A 13924-nucleotide genomic window follows, 5' to 3' on the forward strand; every position below is an offset into this window, starting at 1 on the left:
GGCAGGCTGTTCTCCGGTGCGTTGACGCAGCGGCTGCGACGGCTGGCCCATTGATCCCTGTAGCTTTGCGGACAGCCCCGGTACAATCCGGGGCTTGCCGTTTTTCGCGTTTGCCAAGGACCACCATGACCGCCACCTTCGTTCACCTGCGTCTGCACACCGAATTCTCCCTGGTCGACGGCCTGGTGCGGGTCAAGCCGCTGATCAAGGCGGTTGGCGGGGCGGGTATGCCTGCGGTGGCGGTGACCGACCTGAGCAACATGTGCTCGCTGGTAAAGTTCTACAAGACGGCCATGGGCGGCGGCATCAAGCCGATTTGCGGCGCCGACATCTGGCTGGCCAACCGCGACGAGGACGGCCCGCTGACCCGCCTGACCCTGCTGGCGATGAACGCCAAGGGCTATCGCAACCTCACCGAGCTGATTTCCCGCGGCTGGCAGGAAGGCCAGCGCAACGGCGAGATCATCATCGAGCGCCAGTGGGTAAAGGAGGCCGCCGAGGGCCTCATCGCGCTGTCCGGCTCCAAGGAAGGCGAGATCGGCTTGGCCCTGCTGGAAGGCGACGATGCCCTGGCCGACTCGCTGCTTGCCGAGTGGCTGGAAGTGTTCCCGGAGCGCTTTTACCTCGACATCCAGCGCACCAACCGCGTCAACGACGAAGAACACGTGCATGCCGCCGTGGCCCTGGCTGAGCGCAGCGGCGCGCCACTGGTGGCGACCAACGACGTGCGCTTCATCAAGCAGGAAGACTTCGAGGCCCATGAGACCCGCGTGTGCATCGGTGAAGGCCGTGCGCTGGACGATCCGCGCCGCTCGCGTCACTACTCTGACCAGCAGTATCTGAAGAGTCCGGCAGAAATGGCCGAGCTGTTCAGCGATATCCCCGAAGCGCTGGAAAACTCCGTCGAGATCGCCAAGCGCTGCAATATCGAGGTGCAACTGGGCAAGTACTTCCTGCCCAACTTCCCGATCCCCTACGACGACATGGATATCAACCAATATCTGCGCCATGTCTCCTACGAGGGCCTGGAAGAGCGCCTGGCGGTGCTGTGGCCGAAGGAAACCACGCCGAACTACGAAGAGAAGCGGCAGATCTACGTCGACCGTCTGGAGTTCGAGCTGGGCACCATTATCCAGATGGGGTTCCCCGGCTACTTCCTGATCGTGATGGACTTCATCAAGTGGGCCAAGAACAACGGCGTGCCTGTCGGCCCCGGCCGGGGTTCGGGGGCCGGTTCGCTGGTCGCCTACGTGCTGAAGATCACCGACCTCGATCCGCTGGCCTACGACCTGCTGTTCGAGCGTTTCTTGAACCCCGAACGTATTTCCATGCCCGACTTCGACGTCGACTTCTGCATGGAAGGCCGCGACCGGGTGATCGACTACGTGGCCGGCGCCTACGGCCGCAATGCGGTCAGCCAGATCATTACCTTCGGCTCCATGGCCGCGAAGGCGGTAGTGCGTGACGTGGCGCGGGTGCAGGGAAAATCCTACGGCCTGGCCGATAAGCTGTCGAAGATGATTCCCTTCGAAGTGGGCATGACGCTGGAGAAGGCCTTCGAACAGGAGGAAATGCTCCGCGACTTCCTCAAGTCCGACGAGGAAGCCCAGGAAATCTGGGACATGGCGCTCAAGCTGGAAGGTGTCACCCGTGGTACCGGCAAGCACGCCGGTGGCGTGGTGATCGCGCCGACCAAGCTGACCGACTTCGCTCCCATCGCCTGTGACGAAGAGGGCGCCGGCCTGGTGACCCAGTTCGACAAGGACGATGTGGAAGCTGCCGGCCTGGTGAAGTTCGACTTCCTCGGCCTGCGCACCCTGACCATCATCAAATGGGCGATGGAGATCATCCATCGCATCCAGAAGAAGAACGGCGACCCGAATCTGGTCGACATCGACCGCATTCCGCTGGACGACAAGAAGACCTACGACCTGTTGCAGAAGGCGGAAACCACCGCGGTCTTCCAGCTTGAATCGCGTGGCATGAAGGAGCTGATCAAGAAGCTCAAGCCGGACTGCCTGGAAGACCTCATCGCACTGGTGGCGCTGTTCCGTCCCGGTCCGCTGCAGTCGGGCATGGTGGACGACTTCATCAACCGTAAGCATGGTCGCGAAGAGATTTCCTACCCACACCCGGATTACCAGTACGCTGGCCTGGAACCGGTGCTCAAGCCGACCTACGGCATCATCCTGTACCAGGAACAGGTGATGCAGATCGCCCAGGTGATGGCGGGCTACAGCCTCGGTGGTGCGGATATGCTGCGCCGCGCCATGGGCAAGAAGAAGCCCGAGGAAATGGCCAAGCAGCGCGGCGGCTTCATCGAAGGTTGTGCCGGCAACGGCATCGACGCCAACCTCGCGGGCAACATCTTCGATCTGGTGGAAAAGTTCGCCGGCTACGGCTTCAACAAGTCCCACTCGGCCGCCTACGGCCTGGTGTCGTACCAGACCGCCTGGCTGAAGACCCACTGGAAAGCCCCGTTCATGGCTGCGGTACTGACTGCGGATATGCAGAACACCGACAAGGTGGTGACGCTCATCGAAGAGTGCCGCCACATGAAGCTGCGCATTCTTGCGCCGGACGTGAACAACTCCGAGTTCCGCTTCACCGTGGATGAGGACGACCAGATCGTCTACGGCCTGGGCGCGATCAAGGGCGTCGGTGAAGGCCCGGTGGAAGCCATCACCGAGTGCCGCAACGAAGGCGGCCCGTTCAAGAACCTGTTCGACTTCTGCGATCGCATCGATCTCAAACGTGTCAACAAGCGGACCCTGGAAGCGCTGATCCGCGCCGGCGCGCTGGACCGCCTCGGCCCGCACTTCTTTGAGGAGCAGAAGGCCTACCACGCCCACGTCGACATCAACCGCGCCGTGCTGCTGGCCTCCATGGAAGAAGCCGTCAAGGCCGCCGAGCAGACCTCGCGCAGCCATGACAGCGGCCACATGGACCTGTTCGGCGGCGTCTTCGCCGAGCCCGAGGCGGACGTTTACGCCAACCATCGCAAGGTCAAGGAGCTCAACCTCAAGGAGCGCCTGAAAGGCGAGAAGGACACCCTCGGCCTGTACCTGACCGGCCATCCCATCGACGAGTACGAAGGCGAGGTGCGACGTTTTGCCCGCCAGCGCATCGTCGAGCTCAAGCCCGCGCGTGACACTCAGACTGTCGCCGGCCTGATCGTCAACCTGCGGGTAATGAAGAACAAGCGCGGCGACAAGATGGGCTTCGTGACCCTGGACGACCGCTCCGGCCGCATCGAAGCCTCGTTGTTCGCCGAAGCCTTCGCCGCCAACCAGGCGCTGCTGCAGACCGATGCGCTGGTGGTGATCGAGGGTGAAGTCAGCCAGGACGATTTCTCCGGCGGCCTGCGCCTGCGCGCCAAGCGCGTCATGGGCCTGGAAGAGGCCCGCACGTCGCTGGCCGAGAGCCTGCGCGTGCGCGTGCATGCCGATGCGCTCAAGGGCGATCGCCTGCGCTGGCTGGCCGACCTGTGCACCCGCCACCGTGGCAGTTGCCCGGTCACCGTCGACTACAGTGGCGAGTCGGCGCGCGCCCTGTTGCAGTTCGGCGAGCAGTGGCGGATCGACCCGGCAGACAACCTGATTCAAGCGCTGCGTGACCAGTTCGGCCGCGACAACGTCTTCCTGAACTACCGCTAGCGCGGCGGTGGCCAAACCCCGCCCGCTCGCCAGTCTCGACCCTCGGCGCCCGATACCGTAAGGTAGGGCGCCTACGGACCAGGCCCAGCCGCCAACAGAACGACGGATAGCCCATGAACCCGAATTTTCTCGATTTCGAACAGCCCATTGCCGACCTGCACGCCAAGATCGAAGAGTTGCGGTTGGTCGGTAACGACAATGCCCTGAACATCACCGACGAAATCTCCCGTCTTCAGGAAAAGAGCAAGGCGCTGACCGAGAACATCTTCGGCAACCTGTCCAGCTGGCAGATCGCCCAGCTCGCTCGCCATCCGCGTCGTCCCTACACCCTCGACTACATCGAGCACATCTTCACCGAGTTCGAAGAGTTGCACGGTGATCGTCACTTCGCCGATGACGCCGCCATCGTCGGCGGCGTTGCCCGCCTGGAAGACCAGCCGGTGATGATCATCGGTCACCAGAAGGGCCGCGAAGTTCGCGAGAAGGTCCGTCGCAACTTCGGCATGCCGCGCCCGGAAGGCTACCGCAAGGCCTGCCGCCTGATGGAAATGGCCGAACGCTTCAAGATGCCGATCCTGACCTTCATCGACACCCCCGGCGCCTACCCGGGCATCGACGCCGAAGAGCGTGGCCAGAGCGAGGCCATCGCCTGGAACCTGCGTGTCATGGCGCGCCTGAAGACCCCGATCATTGCTACCGTGATTGGCGAAGGTGGTTCGGGCGGTGCGCTGGCCATCGGCGTGTGCGACCAGTTGAACATGCTGCAGTACTCCACCTATGCGGTGATCTCGCCCGAAGGTTGCGCCTCGATTCTCTGGCGTACCGCCGAGAAAGCACCGGAAGCGGCCGAGGCCATGGGCATCACCGCCAACCGCCTGAAGGATCTGGGTATCGTCGACAACGTTATCCCGGAGCCGCTGGGCAGCGCCCACCGCGACCCGGCCGCCATGGCCGAGACCATCCGCAATTCCCTGCTCGGCCAGCTCGACACCCTGGGCCAACTAAGTACCGAAGAGCTCCTTGCGCGCCGCTACGAGCGCCTGATGAGCTACGGCGTCGCCTGATCGACGCATTCGGCGCAGTGCGGGTGACGAGGTATCCTTGCCTCGTCCCCGACCCTGCCGACCTGCGCCATGTCTGCTGAACTCGAATCCCGACTGCTGAGTCTCCTCGCTCCCTGGTGTGCTGCGCCGGCTTGGCACGTTGCCTTTTCCGGCGGGCTGGATTCCACCGTCCTGCTGCATCTCCTGGCCGGGCTGGCCCGCCGGCAACCCTTGCCTCCTCTCTCCGCCATTCACGTTCACCACGGCCTGCAGGCCGTCGCTGACGCTTGGCCGGAACATTGTCAGCGGTTCTGCGATGGTATCGGTGTGCCCTTGCGGGTGACGCGCGTGCAAGTCGATGGTGGTGCAAGCCTAGAGCGCGCGGCGCGGGAGGCGCGTTATGCGTCTCTCACCGCGGCGCTGGGGGAGGGGGAATGCCTGCTGACCGGGCAGCACCGTGACGACCAGGCCGAAACCGTTCTTTTCCGGCTTTTCCGTGGTGCCGGAGTGCGCGGCTTGTCCGGAATGGCCGCTTGTCGACCGTTGGGGGCTGGGATGCTATTGCGTCCGTTGCTGGGCATCAGTCGCGCGGAGCTGGAGAGGTACGCCCGTCGCCATGGGCTGGGTTGGGTCGACGATCCGTCCAATGCTTGCGACGACTACGACCGCAACTATCTGCGCAACCACGTTGTGCCGGGCATCGTCCAGCGCTGGCCGTCGGCGGTGGAGACCATCGCCCGCAGTGCCGAGCACCTGGCGGAGGCCGATGGGCTGCTCGCCGAACTGGCGCAGAACGACCTGGTGTCGGCCGGAGCCCGAGACGAATACATCGGTATGCAATTGCCCTCACTGGCCGTCGCCGCACTGGCGCAGCTGAGCGAGCCACGCCAGCGCAATGCCCTGCGCCACTGGCTCGCGCCCCTGGCGCGCTTGCCGGACAGTGCCCACTGGGCCGGTTGGCGGGACCTGCGCGATGCTCGCGAAGACGCCGAGCCGATCTGGCGCCTTGCCGATGGCGAGCTGCGCCGTGCCCACGGTCGGCTCTGGTGGCTGGCCAATCCCTGGCTGGGTTTCGTACCGGCAAATCAGAGCTGGCGCGACCCTTCGCAGGTACTTTCGCTGCCGGGCAATGGTGAGTTGCGGTTTGACGGCGAAGCGCCTAAAGGGCCGCTGGAGGTTCGCTACCGGCAGGGCGGAGAAGTGATGGCGCTGGTCGGTCGCGGCAGTCGTGACCTCAAGCGCCTGCTCAACGAAGCGGCGGTGCCGGCTTTCCTGCGCGGCCGTCTGCCGCTGCTCTGGCGAGCCGACGAACTGCTCGGTGTAGCGCTGCTGCCGGGCTTGCGGGTGGAGGCTGGGCAGGGCTGGACCCTGCGCTGGACACCTCCGACGAATGACTCGGGTTTGAGCTGATAGCGGCTTTCCGGTAGACTACGCTCCCGTCTTGTACCGCTCCTGTTGATTCGCCTTCGAATCAGTGGGAGTTCGCTATTTTCACGACGAAGTCGTGAGCCGGGTCTTGTACCCGACACCTTCGCTTCCCCGGCGGCCGAGCCGCCTAAACGCTGACATTCAGGGCTTTTCATGACGCGCTACATCTTCGTCACGGGTGGTGTTGTTTCTTCATTGGGGAAAGGCATCGCCTCGGCTTCCTTGGCTGCCATTCTGGAAGCGCGTGGCCTGAAGATCACGATGCTCAAGCTGGACCCCTACATCAACGTCGACCCGGGCACCATGAGCCCGTTCCAGCACGGTGAGGTGTTCGTCACCCACGACGGTGCCGAGACCGACCTCGATCTGGGCCACTACGAGCGTTTCGTTCGTACCACGATGACCCAGAACAACAACTTCACCACCGGCCGCGTCTACATGGACGTGCTGCGCAAGGAGCGCCGCGGTGACTATCTGGGCGCCACCGTGCAGGTGATCCCGCACATCACCGACGAGATCAAGCGTCGCATCATCAAGGGCGCCGGCGATGCCGACGTGGCCCTGGTTGAGGTCGGCGGTACCGTGGGTGATATCGAATCGCAACCTTTCCTCGAGGCCATCCGCCAGTTGCGCGTGGAGATCGGTTCGCGCCGCGCCATGCTGATGCACCTGACGCTGGTCCCGTACATCGCCACCGCCGGCGAGACCAAGACCAAGCCGACTCAGCACTCGGTCAAGGAACTGCGTTCCATCGGCCTGCAGCCGGACATCCTGATCTGCCGCTCCGACCACCCGGTGGACGTGTCCTCCCGCCGCAAGATCGCCCTGTTCACCAACGTGGAAGAGCGCGCGGTCATCTCGCTGGAAGACGTCGACACCATCTACCGCATTCCGTCGGTACTGCACGCCCAGGGCGTGGACGACCTGGTCGTCGAGCGCTTCGGCCTCGAGTGCGGCCCGGCCGACCTGTCCGAGTGGGACCGCGTGGTCGATGCCAAGCTCAACCCCGAGCGTGAAGTCACCATCGCCATGGTCGGCAAGTACATGGAACTGCTCGACGCCTACAAGTCGCTGATCGAAGCCATGACCCACGCCGGCATCCAGAGCCGCACCAAGGTCAACCTGCGCTACATCGACTCCGAGGACATCGAGCAGCAGGGCACCAGCCTGCTCGAAGGCGCCGACGCCATCCTGGTTCCGGGCGGCTTCGGCCTGCGCGGCGTGGAAGGCAAGATCACCGCCGTGCAGTACGCCCGTGAGAACAAGGTCCCGTACCTGGGCATCTGCCTGGGCATGCAGGTGGCTGTCATCGAGTACGCCCGCAACGTGCTGGGCTGGACCGATGCCAACTCCACCGAGTTCGACAAGTCCAGCGGCCACCCGGTCGTCGGCCTGATCACCGAATGGCAGGACGCTACCGGCGCCACCGAAGTGCGCACCGAGGCTTCCGACCTGGGCGGCACCATGCGCCTGGGCGCCCAGGAGTGCCTGCTGTCCGCCGGCACCCTGGTGCACGATTGCTACGGCAAGGAAGTGATCGTCGAGCGTCACCGTCACCGCTACGAAGTGAACAACAACCTGCGTCCGCAACTGGAAGCTGCCGGCCTGAAGATCTCCGGCCGCTCCGGCGACGGCGCGCTGGTCGAAGTGGTCGAGGCTCCGGATCATCCGTGGTTCGTCGCCTGCCAGTTCCACCCGGAGTTCACCTCCACTCCGCGTGATGGCCACCCGCTGTTCAGCGGCTTCGTCAATGCCGCCCTGAAACAAGCCGGGAAAGCCTGAACATGACCCAGAAGATCATCCGCGTCGGTGATATCCAGATCGGCAACGACCTGCCGTTCGTGCTGTTTGGCGGCATGAACGTGCTGGAGTCGCGCGACCTGGCGATGCAGGTCTGCGAAGAGTACGTGAAGGTCACCGAGAAGCTCGGCATCCCTTACGTGTTCAAGGCCAGCTTCGACAAGGCCAACCGTTCCTCGATCACCTCGTTCCGTGGTCCGGGCATGGAAGAAGGGCTGAAGATCTTCGAGGAGATCAAGAAGACCTTCAAGGTGCCGGTCATCACCGACGTGCACGAGCCCTACCAGGCCGCTCCGGTGGCCGAGGTCTGCGACATCATCCAGCTGCCGGCCTTCCTGTCCCGGCAGACCGACCTGGTCGTGGCCATGGCCAAGACCAATGCGGTGATCAACATCAAGAAAGCCCAGTTCCTCGCGCCGCAGGAGATGAAACACATCCTGCGCAAGTGCGAGGAAGCGGGTAACGACCAGTTGATCCTCTGCGAGCGTGGCTCCTCCTTCGGGTACAACAACCTGGTGGTGGACATGCTCGGCTTCGGCATCATGAAGCAGTTCGAGTACCCGGTGTTCTTCGACGTGACCCATGCCCTGCAGATGCCGGGCGGTCGCGCCGATTCCGCCGGCGGCCGCCGCGCCCAGGTCACCGACCTGGCCAAGGCCGGCATGAGCCAGGGCCTCGCCGGCCTGTTCCTGGAGGCCCATCCGGACCCCGAGAACGCCAAGTGCGACGGTCCGTGCGCCCTGCGCCTGAACAAGCTCGAGCCTTTCCTGTCCCAGCTCAAGCAGCTGGACGACCTGGTCAAGAGTTTCCCCATTATCGAGACTGCCTGAGAATCGGCTCGATGCCTGCCGCGCTGAGCACGGCAGGCCATTGAGCCGCTTCTGATGTCTCACCAGCCGCCCCGTTTATCTCTATCTTCGGAGTGTTATCAAGAATGGCAAAGATCGTCGACATCAAGGGCCGTGAGGTCCTGGACTCCCGCGGCAACCCGACCGTTGAAGCGGACGTGATCCTGGACAACGGCATCGTCGGCAGCGCTTGCGCCCCGTCCGGTGCATCCACCGGTTCCCGCGAGGCGCTCGAACTGCGCGATGGCGACAAGAGCCGTTACCTGGGCAAGGGCGTGCTGAAAGCCGTGGCCAACATCAATGGCCCGATCCGCGACCTGCTGCTGGGCAAGGACGCGGCTGACCAGAAAGCTCTGGATCACGCGATGATCGACCTCGACGGCACCGAGAACAAAGGCAAGCTGGGCGCCAACGCCATCCTCGCCGTGTCCCTGGCCGCCGCCAAGGCCGCCGCTCAGGCCAAGGGCGTGCCGCTGTACGCGCACATCGCCGACCTGAACGGCACTCCGGGCCAGTACTCCATGCCGGTTCCGATGATGAACATCATCAACGGCGGCGAGCACGCCGATAACAACGTCGACATCCAGGAGTTCATGGTTCAGCCGGTTGGCGCCAAGAACTTCGCCGACGCGCTGCGCATGGGCGCCGAGATCTTCCACCACCTCAAAGCCGTGCTGAAGGCCCGCGGCCTGAACACCGCCGTGGGTGACGAAGGTGGCTTCGCGCCGAACCTGGCTTCCAACGAAGACGCCCTCGCCGCCATCGCCGAAGCCGTCGCCAACGCCGGCTACAAGCTGGGCGATGACGTGACCCTGGCCCTGGACTGTGCCTCCTCCGAGTTCTTCAAGGACGGCCAGTACGACCTCGAAGGCGAAGGCAAGGTATTCAGCGCCGAAGGTTTCGCCGACCACCTGGCGGGCCTGACCCAGCGCTACCCGATCATCTCCATCGAAGACGGCATGGACGAGTCCGACTGGGCTGGCTGGAAAGTCCTGACCGACAAGATCGGCGAGAAGGTGCAACTGGTCGGCGACGACCTGTTCGTGACCAACACCAAGATCCTCAAGCGCGGCATCGACGAGAAGATCGGCAACTCGATCCTGATCAAGTTCAACCAGATCGGCTCGCTGACCGAGACCCTGGAAGCCATCCAGATGGCCAAGGCCGCCGGCTTCACCGCGGTGATCTCGCACCGTTCGGGCGAAACCGAGGACAGCACCATCGCTGACCTGGCAGTCGGCACCGCCGCTGGTCAGATCAAGACCGGCTCCCTCTGCCGCTCCGACCGCGTATCCAAGTACAACCAGCTGCTGCGTATCGAAGAGCAACTGGGCGCCAAGGCGCCGTACCGTGGTCGCGCGGAATTCCGCGGCTGATCCGAGTCTGGTACGGTGAAGGGGTGGCAGAAGCCACCCCTTTGCGTATAGGGAGCTGAAGGTTTGAGGTTACGTAGCCCTTACTGGCTGTTCGTCGTGCTGATCCTGGCGCTGGCCGGCCTGCAGTATCGCCTGTGGGTTGGCGATGGCAGCCTGGCGCAGGTGCGCGACCTGCAGAAGCAGATCGCCGACCAGCAGGGCGAGAACGAGCGCCTGCTCGAACGTAACCGCATCCTCGAGGCGGAAGTCGCCGAGCTCAAGAAAGGCACCGAGACCGTCGAGGAGCGTGCCCGTCACGAACTCGGCATGGTCAAGGACAAGGAAACCCTCTACCAGCTCGCGCAATGACCACTCCCGCCTTCTGGGCCATCATCCCGGCCGCCGGCATCGGTTCGCGGATGCGCGCCGACCGCCCCAAGCAATACCTCGACCTTGCCGGTCGCAGCATTCTCGAGCGCACCCTCGACTGTTTCCTCGGTCATCCCCGCCTGAAGGGACTCGTGGTGTGCCTGGCCGCCGACGATCCCTGGTGGCCGACCCTGCCCAGCGCTTCCAATGAGCTGATCCAGTGCGCCGATGGCGGCCGCGAGCGCGCCGATTCCGTGCTCAACGGCCTGCTGCGTCTGACCGAACTGGGCGCCACGCCGGACGACTGGGTACTGGTGCACGACGCCGCTCGCCCGAACCTGGCGCGTACCGACCTGGACCGCCTGCTGGATGAGCTGGAGTTCGACGCCGTAGGCGGCCTGCTCGGCGTGCCCGCGCGGGACACCTTGAAGCGCGTCGGCGCCGATGGCCGCGTGGTCGAAACCATCGATCGCAGCGTGGTCTGGCAGGCCTACACCCCGCAGATGTTCCGTCTCGGCGCCCTGCACCGCGCGCTCGCCGATGCGCTGGTGGCCGACGCGGCCATCACCGATGAGGCGTCTGCCATGGAGTGGGCGGGCTATGCGCCGCGCATGGTGGAAGGGCGGGTGGACAACATCAAGGTCACCACCCCGGAAGACCTGCAGCGCCTGCAGCGTAACTTCGCCAAGCACTGATTCCTGCTGGCCGGCCCTTGACCGTTTGCGGCATATCCGACTCGCTTCTACAGACTGCGCCCTGGGCCGAACCGTTGGAGCGGGCTCTGTCCGCGATAGGTTCGAGTCGCGTCGGAAGCCCGTCGCGGACGGAGTCCGCTCTTACAAGAGCAGCTTCAGCCCAGTAGCGGTACTTCGATCAGGAAGCGGAACAGCGCGCCGTGCTGCTCCACTGCCAGGCAATGATAGCCATGACGCCGGGTGTCTTCCGGAATGCCATGGACCGACTGCGAGCAGTCGGTGACCACTTCCAGCAGATCGCCCGGCTTGAGCGTCTCCAGAGTTTCCAGGGTGGCGATGGCGTTGTACGGGCAGTGTTCGCCGCGCAGGTCAAGCGACAGCGTCGGCGTCTTGGTTTCGGACATCGTTGGTCTTCCGTCTACGAGTGAAGCGCTGCGCGTTGAGCTGCACCAGCAGCATGCACAGCGCGAGGCCGGCGAAAGTGATCAGCAGGCCGCCGCCGGGGCCGAACTCCTGCAGCAGATTGAGCTTGGGATAAGGCAGCGCGAGGCTGGTGCCGAGCTGGTCCCAGAACACCGCGACCAGGGTGCCGCCGATCACGTTGCCGACGCCGACCACCCAGAAATGCACCTGGCCTTCCATCGAACGGTACATCCAGCCGGTCTCGCAGCCGCCGGCCAGCACGATGCCGATGCCGAACAGCACGCCGCCGATCACGGCGTTCGGTCCCATCCAGAAAATCTTCGGTGGCAGGCCGTTGTGGATCGCCGCGAAAGTGCCGATGCAGGCAGCGGCCATGCCCAGCAGGATGCCCAGTGCGGCCTGGGTCCGGCCGGTGGTCCAGAGGTCGCGGGCGGCGCTGGTGAAGCAAATCTGCGCGCGCTCGATCAGGCCGCCGAACAGCAGGCCGAACAGGCAGGCCATGCCCAGCACCAGCGAGACTTCGAAGCGCCAGGCAGCGAACAGCGCGGCGAGCGCCAGTACGCCCATGCCCAGGCGCCATTGCAGCTTGGCGCGGCGAGCGAGGGCTTCGGCACTCGGCAGGGCTGCCGCCTTGCCGCCAACCTTCAACGGAATGCGCAGGAAGGGCAGCAGGCTGATCTTCACGCCGAACCAGGCGCCGATCACGGTGGAGAACATGAAGGCCCAGGCGTGCACCGAGAACATCGGGATACCGGTGAAGAAGGCTGCCAGGTTGCAGCCCATTGCCAGGCGTGCGCCGAAGCCGGCAATCACGCCGCCTATCAAGCCCTGCAGCAGGCGGCGCTTGCTGGTCGGCCAGCGCAGGCTGACGTTACCGGCCCAGAGCGCACAGACCAGCGCGCCGAGGAACATGCCGATGATCATCACGCCATCGATGCGATCCAGCGGCGTGCCCTGCAGGCCGATGATCTTGAAGTAGCTCCATTCCTGCGGCTGCAGGCCGAACCAGGACAGTATGTGGCCGCCCCAGCGGGTGAACTCGCCGGTGACGGCCCAGAAGGTGCCGGTCATGGCGAAGTAGTAAGCCGAGATGACCCCCAGGGCAACCAGGGTTGGCAGTGGCGACCAGAAGCGCAGTAGATAGCGCTCGCGGAAGGAAGAAAGGGCTGACATCTCGTCGTCCTTGATCCGAAGGGTGGGAAACCGCCCATTCTAGCCAAGGCCACTTTCAGCCGCTTGCTTCATGGCAAAGGAGCGGGCTGAAGATGCTGTAGGCCTTCCTTGAGGTGATCCACCAGTTGCCGCACCTTGGGCGACAGGTGCCGCTGCTGCGGATAAAGCGCCCAGACCCCGGTATTGGGCGGCTGATGATGGTCCAGCAAGGAAACCAGGCGGCCGCTGCGCAGGTGTTCCAACACATAGTAATCCGGCAGTTGGCACAGGCCGAAGCCGCGCAACGCCGCGTCCAGCACCGCCTGGCCGCTGTTGCAGCGCCAGTTGCCCTGCACCCGGTGCTGGGTTTCGCGGCCGTCCTCGAGGAAACTCCACTGGTCGCTGCTGCCCACCAGGCAATTGTGTTGCGCGAGCTCTGCCACACTGTGTGGCGCGCCGTGGTGGGCGAGGTAGCCCGGCGTTGCACAGAGGTACATCACCCTCGGCGCCAGACGGGTTGCCACGAGCCGGGAGTCGCTCAGGCGCCCCAGGCGGATCGCCAGGTCGAAGCCTTCGTGGAACAGGTCGAGTTGGCGATTGGACAGCTCTATCTCCACGCGCAACTGTGGAAACTGCTCCATGAACCCGTTCACCAGTGGCACCACGAACCGCTCGCCGTAAGCCACCGCGCAGGTCATGCGCAGCAGTCCCTTGGGCTCGGCAGATAGATCGCTTACCGCCCGCAAGGCTTCCTCGCGAGCGTCCTGCAGGCGCCGGCAATGCTGCAGGAAGGTCTGGCCGGCTTCGCTCAGCGTCACCTTTCGGGTGTTGCGGTAAAGCAGGCGCGTCTGCAGGCGCTCCTCCAGCCGCGCGACCTGGCGGCTGACGTGGGATGAAGATACGCCGAGGCGCTCGGCGGCGGCGGTGAACTGACCGGTTTCGGCGACGGCAACGAATTCGTCCAGCCCTTCCCAGCGGTGCATGTGGATTGTCCCTGTATAGCAATAATGTTTTGATTATTGCCTGATTATTCCCTGACAGGAGGTTTTCTACACTTCCAAGGCTTTGGGGCGCACTTTTCGTCGGCCGCCCCGAATGTTCCCCGACGGGGCTCCGGCCCGTCCCGGTTTCTCGGCCGTCGCGCCGAACCCGTCC

11 protein-coding genes are annotated in these 13924 nt (G+C 64.4%); 8 read left to right on the forward strand and 3 right to left on the reverse strand.

Annotation, left to right across the window (positions count from 1 at the left end):
• The first annotated feature begins 125 nt into the window (after positions 1 to 125).
• From dnaE to ispD, 8 genes are all read left to right on the forward strand, one after another.
• Entirely contained in the window at positions 126 to 3656 is a 3531-nt protein-coding gene (dnaE, locus tag A9513_RS06530) for a DNA polymerase III subunit alpha (RefSeq protein ID WP_024766072.1), read from the forward strand.
• A 113-nt stretch (positions 3657 to 3769) separates the two neighbouring features.
• Entirely contained in the window at positions 3770 to 4720 is a 951-nt protein-coding gene (gene accA, locus A9513_RS06535; RefSeq protein ID WP_065084293.1) for an acetyl-CoA carboxylase carboxyl transferase subunit alpha, read from the forward strand.
• Between the two features lie 69 nt (positions 4721 to 4789).
• Positions 4790 to 6109, forward strand: coding sequence for a tRNA lysidine(34) synthetase TilS (gene tilS, locus A9513_RS06540; protein ID WP_065084294.1), 1320 nt, complete (start codon positions 4790 to 4792; stop codon positions 6107 to 6109).
• A 171-nt stretch (positions 6110 to 6280) separates the two neighbouring features.
• Positions 6281 to 7909 carry a CTP synthase gene (locus A9513_RS06545; protein ID WP_024766069.1) on the forward strand — a complete coding sequence of 543 codons (1629 nt, stop codon included), beginning with the start codon at positions 6281 to 6283 and terminating at the stop codon, positions 7907 to 7909.
• A 2-nt stretch (positions 7910 to 7911) separates the two neighbouring features.
• Positions 7912 to 8757, forward strand: a complete 846-nt coding sequence (gene kdsA, locus A9513_RS06550) for a 3-deoxy-8-phosphooctulonate synthase (protein WP_024766068.1) — start codon at positions 7912 to 7914, stop codon at positions 8755 to 8757.
• A gap of 104 nt (positions 8758 to 8861) precedes the next feature.
• Positions 8862 to 10151, forward strand: a complete 1290-nt coding sequence (gene eno / locus A9513_RS06555) for a phosphopyruvate hydratase (protein ID WP_065084295.1) — start codon at positions 8862 to 8864, stop codon at positions 10149 to 10151.
• A 63-nt stretch (positions 10152 to 10214) separates the two neighbouring features.
• Positions 10215 to 10499 (forward strand): cell division protein FtsB, encoded by a 285-nt coding sequence (ftsB, locus tag A9513_RS06560; protein ID WP_017521200.1) that lies wholly within the window; start codon positions 10215 to 10217, stop codon positions 10497 to 10499.
• The gene (ispD, locus tag A9513_RS06565) at positions 10496 to 11194 is read left to right on the forward strand and encodes a 2-C-methyl-D-erythritol 4-phosphate cytidylyltransferase (RefSeq protein WP_024766067.1); all 699 of its coding nucleotides are present in this window, start codon (positions 10496 to 10498) and stop codon (positions 11192 to 11194) included. The genes ftsB and ispD overlap by 4 nt, the downstream gene beginning before the upstream one ends.
• Before the next feature lie 155 nt (positions 11195 to 11349).
• Here ispD and yedF read toward each other — a convergent pair whose 3' ends face one another.
• The 3 genes from yedF to A9513_RS06580 form a co-directional block, all read right to left on the reverse strand.
• On the reverse strand, positions 11350 to 11598 hold the full coding sequence (yedF, locus tag A9513_RS06570; RefSeq protein ID WP_024766066.1) for a sulfurtransferase-like selenium metabolism protein YedF: 249 nt from the start codon (positions 11596 to 11598) through the stop codon (positions 11350 to 11352).
• Positions 11564 to 12790 (reverse strand): selenium metabolism membrane protein YedE/FdhT, encoded by a 1227-nt coding sequence (gene yedE / locus A9513_RS06575; protein WP_065084296.1) that lies wholly within the window; start codon positions 12788 to 12790, stop codon positions 11564 to 11566. Before yedE ends, yedF begins: the two co-directional genes overlap by 35 nt.
• Positions 12791 to 12858: 68 nt before the next feature.
• The gene (locus A9513_RS06580; protein ID WP_065084297.1) at positions 12859 to 13752 is read right to left on the reverse strand and encodes a LysR substrate-binding domain-containing protein; all 894 of its coding nucleotides are present in this window, start codon (positions 13750 to 13752) and stop codon (positions 12859 to 12861) included.
• Positions 13753 to 13924: the final 172 nt, after the last annotated feature.

This window comes from Pseudomonas sp. AU12215, from assembly GCF_001675465.2.
Taxonomy (GTDB): Bacteria; Pseudomonadota; Gammaproteobacteria; order Pseudomonadales; family Pseudomonadaceae; genus Pseudomonas; species Pseudomonas nitroreducens.